The organism is uncultured Halovibrio sp., assembly GCF_913056445.1.
Taxonomy (GTDB): Bacteria; Pseudomonadota; Gammaproteobacteria; order Pseudomonadales; family Oleiphilaceae; genus Halospina; species Halospina utahensis_B.
The window spans coordinates 1-16,633 of the sequence record NZ_CAJXMA010000028.1; the positions used below are offsets into that span (position 1 = coordinate 1).

Consider the following 16,633-nt stretch of genomic DNA (forward strand, 5'->3'; position numbering starts at 1 on the left):
GATCCAGACTTGAGGCGATTCGCCCGTCCCGACGGCAACACCCAAATATACGTATCCTGGTGGATTCGAACTGAATTTCATCCTAACCGCCATGTAAAGATAAAGCCGACCGGAATTGACGGCAACTTCGACTTTGGGGAGTCCGAATTAACCCGCGGCGAGCGCTTTGTTGTTCCCGGCGGTGGCGCGCAAGGTATTGATGTCGATGGCTGGGTTATCGGCATCAACGACGACGGATGGCTCGAAGTCGAGTTTGACACCATGTCGAACCTCCTGCGGCTCGCAGGCAAAACGCTGGTTGGGCAATCGACTGGTGCAGAGGCTTACATTTCAGAGGACACCGGAACGATTGATTCATTCACCAGTCCAGAAAAATACGCGCGCATCTGGGAAACAGGCGGCGGCAACAGCGGCATTCGGGCCTCTTGGGCACTTAACAGGATTTATGTTGCTTCAAGCACGGGGCCTGGCGACGGGGGCAACGACGATTTTCGACCCGACCTGAAACCCCAAGCCTGGAATTTAATGGAATTCATGATTGATAAATCTCGCGGCACTGCCGAGTACTGGGTTAATTTCGAAAAGAAAGGAAGCTTCAGCTTTGATCCCTCCGTCGTTGAACATTTCGAATCCAGTCCAACCCTTCAATTGGTAGGTCAAAACACTGGAGACTTCGGGCTGAACACCTTCGAAATCAGTGAACCTTACATGGATAGCTCCTGGCAACGAGTCATCGTAGCCGATTCAAAGAACCTCGAGTCAGCAACTTCCTACGAGTTGCAGCGACCAATAAGTTGGTCCCAAAATAGAATGGAATTCGCCTTTACTCGAGGTCAGCTATCCACGGATGATAATACATATTATCTCTTCATTTTTGACCGCAGTGGTGTGAAAAATCCAGAGGGTCACCCTTTCAGGGTGGTATCGCCCCCGAATCCACCCGCCATCGAATCGGTACAGTGACAGTTTTGAACATTATCTGCGGCAGTGTCCTTTTGGGCGAGCGTTTGAGCCCGGAAAAGATTGCCAGGTTCATCGAGCACTGTGGAAGGCCAGAAATCCAGAACGTTGGCCTCAAAATCCCCGGATTTAAAACCAGTTGGTGACGTCTGGCGGGACCAAGAGCCAGGATTAGAGGCCAGTTCATTAGAAATCCGGGCCAGTTTGCTTCAATTGCTCGCTGTCACCTGAACACCGTTCAACAGCGTATCTAGATCTTTTTGGATAACGGACACTTCCCGGTCCCAATTATACCTCTGCCGGTACTTCTGGTACCCATTTTCTCCCAAAATATTCCTATACGCGGGATCACTGAGCTTTATTAGGTTTCGCGCAATTTCACCCTTATCTGTTGCATCAGCGACAAGCCCACACTCACATTCCGCCATTATCCGAGCGATTGGCTTAATATCTCCAGCAAGCACAGGCAGGCCAGCAGCCATATAATCAAAGAGCTTGTTTGGGATCGTATGATTCCAATGGCTACAGTTCCGATAGGTCAGTGCTCCAACATTCGAACTCTGTACCAGTCGGTCGACCTCATCTTGCTCTAACCAACCATGGATCGTTACTACATCTGCGACCCCTCGTTGCCTGACCAACTCCTTGAGAGATTCAGCCTCTTTACCTTTGCCAATGATATCAACAGAAATCTTAGACCGATCTTCTAATTCACAAAAAGCACTTACCCCTTCGATCAACAAATCAAGGCCTCGGAGCAGGCTGAGAAAACCGACATATACGATCCTCACCTTTCTATCATTGTGATATCCTGAGTAATCGCGTTCTTCCCTCAGTATTGGAGTATTACTAACTATACTTACCTTATCTGGGGGAACGCCAAGGTTATTTATCAATCGATCCCTGGACTCCTCAATCATAACCCACACCCAATCAACCTTGTGAACACACTCCTTTTCATATAAAGCTGCGAGATGACTGTTTTTAAGGAGCCGAGAGCTTATTCCGTTTGAGCCAACTGACTGAATTGAATCATACATTAACGGGTAGCACTCAGCCATATCATATATTACTTTGGTTCCTGTAATTTTTCCGACAACAATCGCCGCTTTGACTAATGGGAGGTCTCTAACAATTATTACTTTATAACTATTCCTCTTGGTTAGAGAATAGATAGACCAGATCCAAACCGGATTAAACCACAGCGGCAGGTTTATGAGAAAACGAATAAACGCCGGGACAGAGGAAATCTTTGGCAGCCTATTTACCAGAATACCATCCAAACACTCTTCAGAAACTCTACAACTCCTGTTTCTAGCAAGGACTCCCCCTGAGTATCCAAGGTCATTCAGGGTTCGAGTGATCTTTTCAACACGCACGTCCCACGGGTAGTCTTCTTTATACACCAAAAGAAAATACATATTAGAAATCTCCAAATTAATCAGACATACGTGTTTTATATTTACTCCCCGGAAAGACGCCTAAACAGTGTTCTTAACAATGATTGATAGACGAAAACCATCGGATACCTAAAAATATTTTTGATAAAGAATTTGTAACTGGAGTATCGAAATTCCAATTCTTTTTTTCTGTAGATTGCTTCATACTCTTCGTGGCTTATCAACGAATCGCTAAGAGTCTTAGGAGTGCTAGGGTCTAATCGGTTATAAATCCTATTGCTATCCGCGGCAGAAGATGGCACCATCAAGGCACAATCCTCTCCGATGACAACGGGCTCAAAGCAGATCTCCGGTCGTACCCCTTCTTGCAAGGTAATAAATGCAATCACAGTTTCCTTGAATTCAGGATTCCATAAGTCAAAAAGGAAATTTCCGAGCGAGTAACAGATCAAACCGTCATTATGGTATTCATAGGGCTGTAGAACATGTGAGTGATGTCCAATGATAACATCAACACCAGCATCAATGAGCCGATGTGCGAACCTTCGCTGATCTGGCGATGGATAGTCCAGAAACTCAAGTCCCCAATGCAAGAAACAGATGATAAATCCGTTTTGGGTCTCACGAATTTCTAGAACTTCGTTGATTATCTTTTCCTCGCTCTCTCTCTGGCTATAAGGAAGAGGTCCTTCGGCTCTCTCTTCGGGCCTCATGGAGACGGCAAAAAAGCATGTCTGAGTGCCACCAGGTCCATCGGCTACGTACAGGTTGGTTCTGCCAGGAACCTCTTCCAAACCGATGACCTCCAACCCCTCATTCCGGAGGTTACGGACCGTGTCAATAAATGCATCTCTCCCATGGTGCATTGCATGGTTGTTTGCAAAGCCAAGAATATCAAAGCCAGATTCTTTCAAAATACTAACGGAAGAAGGAGATCCACGCATCTCATGTGAAGCGATACTACCAGGATCATACCCAATATCAGATGCAACCGTTTCGAGATTTCCGATTGTTAAGTCAGCTTTACCTATGAGGTCCTTTACATCTTTGAGTAACTCCGCTCTTCTTTTGGAGAGTAATTTACGGGTTCCAAATCCCGCTCTAACTGGATGATCCCCTAACGATATATCACCTACTGCTGCAATTCTAAGAGTTGGTGTTGGCATAAATTCCTGTTTCGCTCCAAATACTAGGTATCACCAGCTACAAAATACGTTTTCTTTTTTTCTGATCTATTAGGTTCTTTATTAGTTATCACTTGAATCGAATATCCAGTTTTCCTAAGAATCATATCTTCCACGTATCTTGCGACAACTTCTATGCCTTGCTCCGGAATTGGGGAACATTCAAGCCTAAAACGCCCTGGAACGTCTTGAATGAAGGTGAACTGAAAGACATCTCCAAAATCACTTTGATACCGTTCTATAATATGACCAAATTCCACGGCGTGGAACTTCTCAGACTGGGCGGTGACAGCGAATTGATTGCTGAGGCGCCCCTCAAGCACAGAAATTACTTGATGATCACCCAAGCTATGGCATTCCGTGGAGTTCATCTGGAGGACGTCACCCAACTCGTAGCGAATCAGTGACTGTGTCTTCCTAGAAACATCCGTTACCAAGGCCTGAGCCTCCGGTCCTGATTCAATGATTAGCCACGGGTTAACCAAGTGCCGATGCCCGTCCCCGCACTCAAAGGCAATGATGTCGAACTCTGAGGCACCGTATTCCTCGTGGACCGAGCAATTAAAAGCCCTCCCCAGGAAGGCCTTCTGGCTAGGAATAATGGTCTCAGCCGTAACAATGACGCACTTTAGTCCTGGTATGGATCGTTCTGAACGCTCGACTTCCTGGGCGCACTCAAGAAGCAATGACGCATAGCCATACAGATACGTTGGACGCCACTGGATGAGGCGCTCGACCTCTTCCTTCAGGAAGCGTCCAGATGGGTGAAAAACTTGCCGGTTGAGAAGGAATTGCTTGATAATGCTCTTCAACCCTCTCTCAGGCCTTCCCCAAATTCGCCCCTCACGATCGCCGACGCGGATCCCGCAATGGCGATAGCAGTAATCCCGTACGCCGAGCATCCGCCCCAATTCATTACGATTCAACCACACATCGGTCGGGGTGCCACTACTGCCAGCTGTGTGCCTATGAAATCTGGCTTTTTGACGGGGTGTTGAGCCTGACTGGATGAAATCTTTTTTCGTTAGGATCGGTGCTTTCTCCAGTCCCTGAAGTGTACTGATCAAGTTGCCCGCAGCATCTCTCAGGTTAGATGTACGCAGTGTCGACTCAAGGTATTGCTCCCTGGACTCGACCGACCATGCGCGTTCAACTGCCTGGCGCCAGTACCCGATTCGCAGCCCTGTAAAAAAGAAAAGGCCACGCGCGAGAAGATACCTTAAGACTAGGACAACCCGCATTAAACAAGCATCCGGCGATAGAGATCATTGTAAGTGGCGGCCATGGCACTCGCGGAGTAATCACTTTTTAGCTTTTGCCTTGCACGTCTAACTTTATGGCTTGTCTGCTCAACCTCGCCCAGACATTCCCCCAGTGCAATTGCAATGTTCCCAGCAGAAGGTTCCCGAAGCACCTTACCTCCCTTCCCGCTCTCCAACGCCTGCGGCATTGCACCGACCGAAGACGCAATGACCGGCAGCCTCAGCGTCATCGCCTCAAGGAGCGTGATGGGAAGCCCTTCTGTTCGGGACGGAATGACGAGTGCAGTGGCACGGGCCATCAGAGCGGGTACATTATCGCAATATCCCGGCATCAGAACTCTATCCCCTAGGTTGTGGTTCCGAACCAGGGCCTCAAGTTCAGCTCTTAGTCTGCCTTCCCCCACAATCAGGAGCCCAGCCTTTGGATGGTGCTGGCTGAGTGTTGAAAAGGCTTCTATCAGCCTGTCGAAAGCCTTCTCCCTGGAAAGACGGCCAACACCGAGGATTACTGGTGTGTGAGCTTGGAGAAAGCAGCTTAATTCCAGGGCCAGTTCTGTTTGAGCTCGAGTTTCAATATCCGAAATATCCACCCCGTTCGGAATGACGTGAACACGTCCAGACTTGTGCATTCCCCGGCCCAGATCCGCCTTCATGCTTTCATCAACCAGAACCACCGCCTGCATGCGGCGCAGAATAAACCGATCAGCACACTCATAAAGCCACATCTTTGAGAATCGGGGCGTTCGAACGTAGCCGTGCAGGGTAGTAACCAATGGGGGACGCATACCCCGGGGCCAGAGTCCGGCCAGGATATTGAACTTGTAACCATGGGAATGCATAACGTGAAAGTCCTGCTCTCGCGCCCACCTGATAATCTTCCTCGCTTCAGGGAGGTTGATGCCGGGCCTCATTCGCCATTGAATAATCGGTAATCCAAGGCGCTGAGCTTCCATCTCCAGCGGCTTCTCACCGCAACCAGGCTCTCCGGCGCTCAGAATAGTTATATCCAGTCCGAGCGCTTGCTGCTCGGTGGCCAAACTCAACAGCATCTTTTCGGCCCCATAAAGCCCGCCACTGTCGATCAAATGCAAGACTTTCATAGCTCTGTAACTGAAGCGGAGGGAGCTATTACAGCCGAGCGATCTCTCGAAATGATGCCGGCACACTCTCTGACAATCTGCGCATCACAGCATTCAGCATCGATCTTCACGAAACTGACTCGAAATTCCTGAAGCAGGAACTTCCTGAACGGGTAGCCCTTAATCACAAAGTCTCCGCCTTCAGAGGTCATTTGACACTGATAGAGGTTCCCGCTCGGAATCACGAACGCTAGAGGGGAGCAGGTCAAGCGGAATCGATTCCGGTCAATAAGCTTGCCATAGCGCCACCGGCGCACTTCCTGCTTAACGGAAGGCGGCAGCTTTCGGAATAAACTGGCTTTCATTCCCATAGAGTTAACCTTTCCTTGGCGCCCAGGTCGTCCGCTTCTCTCCGCGCTGAAATGCCTGGGCGGCGTAAAGGCAAGCCAGATTGAGAAGCACAAAGTAATACGGTATCGCAAAGAGGCTCGAGAGCTCTTCCCCTTTGCCCTCTTTCCTGTGCCCTGCCCAGGCCACACCGTAAAAGCCTAGCTGGACCCAGAACGCTAGCGTGTACCAGGCACCGTCGTTGGACAGCACAGTGGAAACCAATGCCAGTATTACCAACGGTACGAATGCGTAGTACCGCAACACCTTGTGGGACAGAAGCTGGAACGCGTACAGGCCGTGGCTGAACGGATTGAGTAGCTGCCTCATGTCGTACAGTGCCCAAACCGCCCGAAGCGAAACGCGCACGCGCATGGCGAACTCGCTGTCCGAGTCCTTCAGGGCCTTTTCCTTGAGCAATGCCTCGGGTTCGTAGATAGCACGCCAGCCCTTCTCCACCACCTTCAGGGGCTGGACGAAGTCCGGAAGCTGGTCCGGGCTCAACGGTTCGTAAAGATTGCGTCGCATAGCGTCGATTCCGCCGTCCACGCCCACGATGGAGCCCACGGCGGTTTCCTTTTCCCGCAGCCAGTTCTCGTACTTCATGTAGCTGCTGCAGCCGTCGCCCATCAGCGAGCCGTCGTCGTGGGTATAGACCATCTTACCCGTCACATAGCCCACTTCCGGGTCCGCAAAGTTGCGCACCAGCTTGGCCACGGCGTCCGGGGCCCATTGGGAGTTGGCGTCCGAGAAGATGATGATCTCGCCCTTGGCCTCGGGAGCAATGAGGTTGAGGCCGGCGGTCTTGCCCTGGCGGGGGGTCTGGCGGAAGAGGCGGATGGTGATGTCCGACGTGCGGGCGTAGCGCTTGACGATGTCATCGGTGTCGTCGTCGGATTCGTCGGAGACAACGAGGATTTCCAGGCGGTCCCTGAGGTATTCCTGGGTGATCTTGTTCTCCAGCGTCTCGGCAATGTCCTTCTCCTCGTTGTAAGCGGCGATGAGGATGGAAACATTGGGTTGATAGCTGTCGTCATAGGCCACGGGGCGTTTGTTCAGGGCCAGCAGGCCCATCAGGGCGGGGTAGCCGATGTAGATGTAGACAACCAGGACGGCAGAAAGCCAGAAGAGGAATTCGAGCATGTTAGGGGTTATCGCGTGCGGAGCACGCTCCTGCAGAGGATTGCATTTCCAGGACGTTGGCGACGGTGGTGAAGTTGAAGTCGTTCACGAGCTTCTTAAGGCGGGCTTCGCACTTGTCCAGGTTGTTGTAGTGGCGGAACTTTGAGAACCGGCTGACGTTGAAACGGGGCTGCTCTGGGTCAATCTCCCAGGGGTGCAGGTAGAAGATAAAGGGTTGCCCTTCCCGATTGGCGCGGGCCAGGCCCCAGCGGCTGAAGCCGTAGGGGTAGAGCCGGAAGTAGCCGCCCCCAGCAATGGGCAGGGTGTAACCCGCCAGCTTCAGGGTGGTCAGCGGGAACTCGGTCAGCTCGTACCCCTTGTCCGTGGTCAGGCGGTGGGGCCAGCGGGGGGTGCCAGGCATGCCGTAGCGGTCGTGGTGGACCGGGAATATGGAGGAATCCCAGGTGAAGCCGGCCTCGGCCAGGATGTCCAGCGCCCAGCGGGACTCATTGGTAATGGAATAGCTCGCGGCGCGGTAGCCGTTCACGGGCTGCTGCACCTGGTCTTCCAGCAGGGCCTTGGATTTGATGGTTTCCTCGCGGAAGACCTCCGGCGTCTGGTTGTAGACCAGTTGGTGGCTGTAGCCGTGGCTGGCGATCTCGTGGCCGGCTGCGGCGATGCGCCGCACCAGCGCCGGGGATTTTTCCGCCACCCAGCCGAGCACGAAGAAGGTGCCCTTCACGCCTGCGTTGTCGAAGATCTCCAGCAGGCGATCGGTGTTGGCCTCGCAGCGGTATTCCATGGAGGACCAGTCCTCGGGGCTGATCACCTCGGAAAGGGCCGCCACGTGGAAGTAGTCTTCCACGTCGATTGTCAGTGCATTGGGTATGCTGTTCATGGGTTACCTGAGGTTGTAGCGAACACCGACCTGGACCCAGTTCTCGTCGTAGTCACGAGCGCCCTGGCTGTCGGCGGATTGGGTCTCGTGGCCAATGCTGGCGTTCAGGGTGAGATCCCGCGTCCGGCGGTAATCCAGGCCCAGTTGCCCGCGCACGGTATCCCGCTGGTCATCGCCGCTCTCGCCAAACTCCTCCCGCGCGTATCCCACACTGCCCCGCCCTGTGAGATTCGGGGTGAGCTTGTGGCTCAGGGCCAACTCACTGCTGAGCCGGTCCTCGGTCGTGCCTGAGGCTTCATAGTCGGATCGGGTGGCGGAAATGCTGAGGTCCGTCCGGGTTCGCCCTGTCCACTGCTGACCGGCGCCGACGGTGAACGCTGTAACCACAACGGCCGAGGTCTCGGTCAGATTCAAGTCCAGTCCGGGTATTCTGAGATCCACTTCTGAAGAGACATCCGTGATGGAGCGGCGGAACTGCGCGAATGCGCTGGTCCTCTGCCCCCACTGGTGGCTGTAGCCCAGCTCGCCCGTCATGCCTTCCGAGTCGTTCACCAGTGGGCCCTGCTCACTCTCGAGCCAGGAGTAGCCCAGTTCCCCATTCCAGGCGCCATTGCCCCGCTGCCAGCTGAAGAACCCGTTGGCGCTCCGGCGCGTCAGTTCTTCCTCGGTGCGCCGGTACTCGATATTGCTCTGGCTGAGCGCCAGCCCCCCGTTCAGGTTGCGGGTGAACAGGCGCTGCCAGCGACCGGTAGTCACGAGCCGGTCACTGTCGTCATCCGAGGACTCCTGAAAGCGGGTCATCTGGTATTCCACATCCAGCGTCAAGGTATCCAGGCGGCTCGGGTAGGCAATAAAGCTGGGGCCGGTTGCCAGGAAACTGCGCCGTTCACGGTTAGCCGGGGAATCCGGCGCCTGGGTGGTGGTTCGCACGTCGCGGACGCTGCCCCGTGCGCTCCATCGGACATTACGATTGGGCTGGCACTTGCCGGAAGCATCCAGGTCGGCACTGACTTCGTCGCTGTTCGTGCCTCGTTGATAGGTCACAAAGGCGATGTCGCCCCCAATGCCCGTTTCGCAGGTGCCGGGGTCTGAGTTCTTATTGATGCCCAGGCCAACCCGATGCTGGAAATCGCCTTCCTCGTTGCCGGAGGCGCGCTTGTCGATGTTGTCCGAGTAACGGGTGTTCGCGAACACATCCACGGTGGCGGGATTCGCCCACGCTACCGCCATGGGCCACAGTGTCAGGACTGCACCGAAAACCGCTTGTTTTGTTCCGTTCATCCTTGAACCGGGACCTTGAAGGGTCCGTTCAGGCATTCAGTATGGCTCCGACGAATTTGTTGGGGTCGATGCCCCCAACGGCGTTTTCCACCTGGGTGGTGGTGACCTTGCCGTGGGGGACCACGAGCATGGTGTAATCACAGAGTTCGGTCAGGATCCGGGCATCCGGTGAATCCGCGATGCTGGAGGTATCCAGGATGATGAATCGGTCCGGGTAACGCTCGCGGATAGCGCTTATGAATTCCTCCATCCGCCAGCTGGTAAAGAATTCCGAGGGCGACTCCCGTCGGCTGCCCGCAGGGATCAGGCGAAGGCGCGGAATCCCTGTCGGATAGATGATCCGGCCAATGTCGTACTCAGGATCTTCAATGAAATCGGTCAGTCCCGCGTCCGGCATGATGTCCAACAGCGAATGCAGGCTCGGATAGCGAAGATTACAGTCCACCAACAGGGCCGTCTTGGACTGGTCGAACGCGAATGCAGCCGCAAGGTTCACTGACATGAAAGACGCGCCAGCGCCTTCCACGGCACCTGTTACCACCAGTGAGAAATTGGTGTTGTTACTGACTTCCAGCAACTGGGTCCGCAACTGGCGGAAACGGTTCACCAGATTCCGGTCCGGCGATTCCGGGTAGATGATGCGTCGCTCATCCAGGTCATCCCGATTCAGACGCCGGGGCTCCTGCATGTTGGCGATCTGCTTGCTGGCCTGGATTTTCTCGCTCAGGTCCCCCCGCTTACTGACCAACTCGTGGCCGTCACTGCTCGCCCCCTGGGTCTGGCGCTTCGCGTGGGGCCCGCCATCGCCTTTTTCGGTTGCGTCCGGCGGTACCCGATCAAAACTGGCATCACCACCCCACTCGTTCCCGGTGTTCGGCGATACTTCCCGATCCTGGTCGTCACGCCCCCGCCCTGAATCACTCATCCAAGTACCCCCGTCATTCTCAGGAACACCACGGCACCGTAAGCACCGCCTACCGCGGCAACGCAGACCACCATAAGCACGTAGCCCCGCTTTTCCCGCCGTCGCTCGTAGGGTGTACGCACCCTTGGAATACTTCCCAGCAAGGGGATATCCAGCGCATCACGCATCTGTTCCGTGGTCCTCACCCTGGGATCGATCTGCAATATGCCGACCAGCAGGCCAAACGGCGCCATCAGCCCCAGGAGCCACCCCACTGAGGCGAAGGTCTCGAACTGGAGACCTGACGGATTAAGGGGATACCGTGCCTGCTCATGGACCTGGAAGGACATGCCCTGCCCTTCAACATCCAGGTGCATTGAGACTCTGGCCCGCTCGCGACGCTTGAGCAGATCATTGAAGATCTCCCGGTTCACCTCGAGATCCCGGGTCAGTTCCGACCTTTCCGCTTTGTTCTCCTGGATCGTTTCCATCCGGTTTTTCTGCTCGGCAAGGCGCCTTTGGAGGGCACTGATGCGGGTTCGGAGGGACTCCTCGCGAGCGGTAACACGTGACAGCTCTGTCTTGAGCTCCTGATAAAACGGGTTGAACATCAGGTTGCTGCTGTCATTCTCGGGCCCGGCAGGCTGGCCACTGGACTGGCGCTCCTTCAGTTCCCGGATCTGCCGCTCAAGGCTTGCCACATCCGGGTAGGAGTCTTCGTAACGGAGCCTGAGTTCATCCAGGCGTTCTTCCATACGACTGATGCGTTCGGCCAGTGGGCCCGCAGCGGCATTGCTTGAGCTGCTCACCCCTTCACCGCTGGAAACCTGTTCCAGCTGTTCTTCCAGCGAGCGCTTCTGGGCCTGAACCTCTTCCAGCTCCAGTTCAGCGGCATCGATGTCGCTGCGGATGCGCGCCATCCTGGAATTGGCTTCCTGCTCCGTGCCCTCAACGTTGCGCGACAGGAACTCCTTCAGTTTCTGTTCGGTGTTGCTGATCTGCTGCTCGTAGGACTTCACCTGCTTGTCGATGAACTCGTAAGCACTGCGGCTTTCTTCACGTTTGCGCCGGTTTGTTTCGGCAAGAAACAGCTGCCCCAGCCGCTGGGCGATCAGGTAGACCTGCCTGGGGTCCGTATCCTGGTAGCGGATCGTGAAGTAGCTCTCGCCCTGGGCGCTGACACCGATATTACGCCTCAAACGTGAATAGAGCCCTTCCAGGCGCTCCGTGGACATCTGGGAAATGTTCTCGTTGAAAATCCGTTCGGACTCCAGAAGCCGTTCCAGAACCCTGCGGGAGTACAGCAGTTCGCGCGCCGATGAAGTCTGGTCCGAGATCCCGGTCATCTCCGCGGATCCCTCCATAAGGGGCCGGATGATATTGCTGTCATCCACGAATATGACCACTTCCGAGCGGTACTGATAGGGGTAGATGAACCCAACCGCAAGCACCGCAAAGCTGACCAGGGCGAACAGCCCGACAGCCGCCCATCGGTAGTGGCGGAGCTCACGCAACAGCTCAAAGGGAAGGCGTGACAGTGGCAATGCCATCGGTATTTACCTCCAGGGGCCCGTCAGAAGCGACGTTCCGGAATTGTTATGATATCGCCGGGAACCAGGCGATGGTTCGTACTGATGTCCCCGTCATTCAGGATGGCCTCCAGATCCAGGGGGATCGCCACCACCTCACCATCCATCTGGCGATACAGTGTTGCCGCATCCCCGTTCGCAAACTCATTCAATCCTCCGGCACCCAGGACCACATCCATGACGGTCATGCCCTGACGGTAGGGCTGGGAAGCTGGCTGGCGCACGGCACCGGTGACCCGGACCCGGTGACTGAATTCGTGGCTGCCCATCTGGGTCACGATAACGCTGACTTCAGGCTGGCGAATGTAGGGATCCAACCCCTTCTCGATCTCCCCGGCCAGGTCTTCAGGGGTCTCGCCGCTTGCGGGAACGTCCCCGACGAGCGGTACCGAGATCCGGCCATCCGGTCGTACCGGCACCTGGACGCTGAGGTCCTCGTTGCGCCAGACGACAACGCGGAGGACATCCGATGGGCCAATCCGGTATTCCTCAACCGGCTCAGACTCACGCTCCAGGGCCTTCTGGATACGGTTCTCAGAAGAATAGGGGCTCCCTGAACAACCCGCTATAAGCATGAATACCAGCAGGAGCAGGCTTACGCCCTGAATCCGCCTCATTGTCAATCTCCATGGCCGCTTCGGATCCCTTTGACCCTTGTATGATTCTGTCAGACCTTGCCGGGATCTTTCGGTGAAATGCATTACAGATTGCGCGCCCATCATTGCGCTCCTTTCTTGAACAGCACCACTTCCACTGTCTGTACCATGGTCAGAATATCGAGAAGCAGGCTCTGGTTCTTGATGTAATAGAGGTCATACCGGAGTTTCTCCCGGGTGTCCTCCTCGCTGTCCGCATAGGCGAAGCACAGCTGCGCCCAGCCTGTGAGCCCCGGCTTGACCCGGTGGCGTTCACTGTAGAACGGAATACTTTCGGAAAGCTGATCAACAAATACAGGGCGTTCCGGACGCGGCCCAACAAAGGCCATCTCGCCCTTGAGCACATTGAAGATCTGCGGCAGTTCGTCGATACGGACCTTGCGGATGACATGCCCAACCCGTGTGATCCGATCATCGTCCTTCTGGGCCCAGACAGCACCGCCCTTCTCCGCGTCAGTGCGCATGGAGCGGAATTTGTGGACCCGGAAGATCCGGCCGTTCAGACCAACACGCTCCTGGCTGTAGAGCACCGGTGCTTTCAGGCCGTCCTCAAACTTGATCGCAATCACGGTCAGAAGCATGAGCGGCCAGGTAACGGCCAGCAGAACCAGAGAGGCAGAGAGATCAATCAGCCGTTTACTCAATCGCGAAATGGCGGATAGTGAGAACCCTTCCGAGAACACCAGCCAGCCGGAGGTGATCATCTCCAGCGCCACCTTGCGGGTCTCCCGCTCATAGAAGCTGGCGCCCTCAATGATCCTCACACCGCGCATGCGGCACTCCAGCAGCCCCTCCATCGGGAGCCCGCCGTGACGCCGGTCATCCACCGCAATCACGATCTCATCAATCCGCAGCCGGTCAATCAGGCCAGGCAGATCCTCGTCTTTCTTTTGATGGCACAGGCGCTGCTCATCCACCTGCACTGAGTCCTCATTCGCGGGCAGGAATCCAACCAGCACGAACCCCTTGCGGTTCATGGGGGACTGCAGCTCCTGCTCCATCTGGTAAGCCCGACGCCCCGCCCCCAGCATCAGAACCCGGCGGCGGAAACGGTTCGCACCGATCAGTCGGAAGAACAGACTGCGGACGATACCCAGCATCAGGAAGCCGAAAACAGAGGCGGACGTTACGACGCCTTCGCCTCCCAGATACCAGAAGTAGTCCGGCAGCAGAAACGCCAGGACGTAGGAAAGTGGCAGGCTGAGGATCAGGGTCATGATGGTCCGGAGCATCATGCCGGTGAGGCCTTCCTCGAGCTTTGCCTGGTGAACCGCCAGCGCGACCATGACAACCAGGTTTACAAGCCCGAAGGCAACGGCCGAGGGCAGGACATAGGTCCAGTACTCGGCCAGCATGGCGGGATCACCGAAATAGCGGAAAAACACCGCCAGATACAGCGCGAGCACCAGGGCCAGAAAATCAAGCAGCCCCAGAATCAGAAATGGGACATGAAGATAATGTCGAAACAAACGGACGTGCGCCACAGCATCTCCTTCCTTGCGCCGTCACAGAGCGGGACAGCTGGCAGCACACCCTGTGCCACCGGGCCTGAAGCCCTGCTCAACTGACTCCAGTCTACACTGGATTAAATCAATTTCAATTTGTAACGCTGCTGGTTTTGAGGTTTTTCTCACTGTCTCGTCAACCCAGTCACCATGAGGCACAATATCCGCTCTTCATCAACGAGGGACAGCAGCAACATGGCAACCGTTCAGGACGTTCGGATCGGAATCATCGGGCTTGGTTACGTAGGGCTGCCTCTGGCAGTGGAATTCGGCAGGCTGTATCACACCACCGGTTTTGACATCGACAGCCAGAGAATTGGCCAGCTCCAGGATGGGTTCGATGACACACGTGAGGTGGAACCCGATGAGCTGGCGGCCTCAGAGCGGCTCCGGTTCTCCTCTGAACTGGAAAGCATCCGTGACTGCAACGTCTACATCGTAACCGTCCCCACACCAATCGACGCCTTCAAAACGCCCGATTTCGGACCTCTTAGGGCTGCTTCCCGATCTGTCGCCCAGGTGCTCAGTAACGGGGACACCGTGATCTACGAGTCCACGGTCTACCCCGGGGCTACCGAGGAAATCTGCATTCCTATCCTGGAAGCCGAATCCGGCCTGACCTTCAACCAGGATTTCTTTGCCGGCTACAGCCCGGAACGGATCAACCCGGGCGACAAGGAACACCGGGTCACCAGCATTCTCAAGGTGACGTCCGGCTCCACGCCCGAAACAGCGCGCTTTGTCGATGACCTGTACGCCTCTGTTATTACGGCGGGCACCCATCTGGCCAGCTCGATCCGCGTAGCCGAAGCCGCCAAGGTCATTGAGAACACCCAGCGGGACGTGAACATTGCTCTGGTCAACGAACTGTCCCTGATTTTTGAACGCCTGGGGATCGATACCGAGGAAGTACTGCAGGCCGCCGGGACCAAGTGGAACTTCCTGCCCTTCCGCCCCGGGCTGGTGGGTGGCCACTGCATTGGTGTGGACCCCTACTACCTGACCCACAAGGCCCAGGCTGTCGGCTACCATCCGGAGATGATCCTCTCCGGGCGACGTCTCAATGACCGTATGGGGGCTGAGGTGGCCGAACGCGTCATCAAGATGATGACCAGGAGCCGCATCCAGGTCGTGGATTCCAACGTCCTGATCATGGGGCTGACGTTCAAGGAGAACTGCCCGGACATCCGCAACACCCGCGCCATCGACCTGGTCCACGAATTCCAGGACTACCATGCCAACGTTGACGTGTGGGACCCCTGGGCGGACGCGGATGAAGTCCGGGAGGAATACGGCATCGAGCTGGTTAAGAGCCCTGCCGAGGGGCATTACGACGCGATGATCCTCGCGGTGGGTCATCGGGACTTTGTGGCGCTCGGTGCGGAGAAGCTGCGGGCCCTGGGTAAGCCCGCCGGCTCCATACTGTTTGATGTGAAGTACGCGCTGCCCAAGCAGGCTGTCGACGGACGACTGTGAGGCCTCGGTGATCGCTTCGCGAGTGTCAGTTTACTTTACAGGCAAAGGACAAGCGATCCTCCTAACCATTTATAACTAACTGTATTTTAGGGCTATAAATTTATGGCCTGCTCCTTGCATAAGCTTTCCTGCGTTCCACCTTATATGCAAGGAGCATAGTGCGATGAAAACCTATACAAAATTGTTTAGCGTCGGTCTGCTGGCGGTAGGGGTAGCTACAGCGAATGCAGCGCCAGTGTTGAAAATCAGCGGTGAGGGCGCAGCCAACGCCAATGCGGCCCAGGCCTCGTTCCTCAGCACGCTGCAACCCGGCTATGCGCCGCCCGAGGATTTTGAAAGCTACGACGTAGCCACCGACTTTAACGGTCAGATGACGTCCTTTGCCACCAGTGTCGGGACCTTTGACGTGACTCAGCCGGCTTTTAATTCACCGACTGATAGCTGTAATGATGAAGGTTTCCAGTGTGGTGCTGGCATTGCGGTCCTTAACGCTGATGAGACACCGTTCAACGGCCGGTTTGCCACGTCCCCCAGCCAGTGGCTGGACAGCATGGATGCGCAGAGCGTGAAGTTTACACCGGATGCTGATAACAACGCGGTCGGTTTTTTCATGACTGACCCGAATGACGCGGGCGGCCGCTTCAGCATCGATGGGTTCGATTTCGCGTTCAGCGACGTTTTCGGGAAATCCCTGGGTAGTGGCGGCCTGTTCTACATCTCACTGTATGATGGCGAGGGGCTCGACAACTTCGAGATCCACTCCAACGATCCGAACGATGGTTATGGCATCGACGACGTCACCGTCGGCCGTGTGCCGGAGCCGGGCACCCTTGCGCTGCTTGGCCTGGGTTTGGCGGGTCTTGGCTTCAGCTACCGCCGCCGTGCCTGATTGCCCTGTAGGGCTTAGAACTGGAACGGCACCCTTATGGG

The 16,633-nt window shown here is 55.5% G+C and carries 14 protein-coding genes; 3 read left to right on the forward strand and 11 right to left on the reverse strand.

The annotated features are described in order from the left end of the window. Positions 1 to 963, forward strand: a 963-nt coding sequence (locus QZ501_RS07475) for a hypothetical protein (protein ID WP_295718458.1), incomplete at its 5' end; no start/stop codon positions are given. Between the two features lie 206 nt (positions 964 to 1,169). On the opposite strand, the gene QZ501_RS07480 is transcribed toward QZ501_RS07475, so the two are convergent. The 11 genes from QZ501_RS07480 to QZ501_RS07530 form a co-directional block, all read right to left on the reverse strand. After that, complete coding sequence (locus QZ501_RS07480; RefSeq protein WP_295718461.1) at positions 1,170 to 2,381, reverse strand: glycosyltransferase family 4 protein; 1,212 nt, start codon at positions 2,379 to 2,381, stop codon at positions 1,170 to 1,172. 41 nt (positions 2,382 to 2,422) lie between these two features. Further along, positions 2,423 to 3,526, reverse strand: coding sequence for a CapA family protein (locus QZ501_RS07485; RefSeq protein WP_295718462.1), 1,104 nt, complete (start codon positions 3,524 to 3,526; stop codon positions 2,423 to 2,425). Between the two features lie 23 nt (positions 3,527 to 3,549). Then, complete coding sequence (locus QZ501_RS07490; RefSeq protein WP_295718465.1) at positions 3,550 to 4,611, reverse strand: hypothetical protein; 1,062 nt, start codon at positions 4,609 to 4,611, stop codon at positions 3,550 to 3,552. Between the two features lie 173 nt (positions 4,612 to 4,784). After that, positions 4,785 to 5,897: a glycosyltransferase gene (locus QZ501_RS07495; protein ID WP_295718467.1), complete on the reverse strand. Its 1,113-nt coding sequence runs from the start codon at positions 5,895 to 5,897 to the stop codon at positions 4,785 to 4,787. A gap of 363 nt (positions 5,898 to 6,260) precedes the next feature. Continuing rightward, positions 6,261 to 7,415 carry a glycosyltransferase family 2 protein gene (locus tag QZ501_RS07500; protein WP_295718469.1) on the reverse strand — a complete coding sequence of 385 codons (1,155 nt, stop codon included), beginning with the start codon at positions 7,413 to 7,415 and terminating at the stop codon, positions 6,261 to 6,263. A 1-nt stretch (position 7,416) separates the two neighbouring features. Further along, positions 7,417 to 8,292, reverse strand: a complete 876-nt coding sequence (locus QZ501_RS07505; RefSeq protein WP_295718470.1) for an XrtA system polysaccharide deacetylase — start codon at positions 8,290 to 8,292, stop codon at positions 7,417 to 7,419. Positions 8,293 to 8,295: 3 nt separating this feature from the next. Further along, positions 8,296 to 9,573: an outer membrane beta-barrel protein gene (locus QZ501_RS07510; RefSeq protein ID WP_295718472.1), complete on the reverse strand. Its 1,278-nt coding sequence runs from the start codon at positions 9,571 to 9,573 to the stop codon at positions 8,296 to 8,298. 28 nt (positions 9,574 to 9,601) lie between these two features. Further along, positions 9,602 to 10,498, reverse strand: coding sequence for a polysaccharide biosynthesis protein (locus QZ501_RS07515; protein ID WP_295718474.1), 897 nt, complete (start codon positions 10,496 to 10,498; stop codon positions 9,602 to 9,604). Next, positions 10,495 to 12,027: an XrtA system polysaccharide chain length determinant gene (locus QZ501_RS07520; RefSeq protein WP_295718477.1), complete on the reverse strand. Its 1,533-nt coding sequence runs from the start codon at positions 12,025 to 12,027 to the stop codon at positions 10,495 to 10,497. The genes QZ501_RS07515 and QZ501_RS07520 overlap by 4 nt, the downstream gene beginning before the upstream one ends. A 23-nt stretch (positions 12,028 to 12,050) precedes the next feature. Further along, positions 12,051 to 12,683, reverse strand: a complete 633-nt coding sequence (locus QZ501_RS07525; RefSeq protein WP_160898802.1) for an XrtA/PEP-CTERM system exopolysaccharide export protein — start codon at positions 12,681 to 12,683, stop codon at positions 12,051 to 12,053. Between the two features lie 101 nt (positions 12,684 to 12,784). After that, positions 12,785 to 14,206, reverse strand: coding sequence for a TIGR03013 family XrtA/PEP-CTERM system glycosyltransferase (locus tag QZ501_RS07530; RefSeq protein ID WP_295718481.1), 1,422 nt, complete (start codon positions 14,204 to 14,206; stop codon positions 12,785 to 12,787). 216 nt (positions 14,207 to 14,422) lie between these two features. Between QZ501_RS07530 and tviB the strand changes: the two genes are divergently transcribed. After that, positions 14,423 to 15,703, forward strand: a complete 1,281-nt coding sequence (gene tviB, locus QZ501_RS07535; protein ID WP_295718483.1) for a Vi polysaccharide biosynthesis UDP-N-acetylglucosamine C-6 dehydrogenase TviB — start codon at positions 14,423 to 14,425, stop codon at positions 15,701 to 15,703. A 163-nt stretch (positions 15,704 to 15,866) separates the two neighbouring features. Then, positions 15,867 to 16,592: a PEP-CTERM sorting domain-containing protein gene (locus tag QZ501_RS07540; RefSeq protein WP_202405635.1), complete on the forward strand. Its 726-nt coding sequence runs from the start codon at positions 15,867 to 15,869 to the stop codon at positions 16,590 to 16,592. Positions 16,593 to 16,633 lie beyond the last annotated feature (41 nt).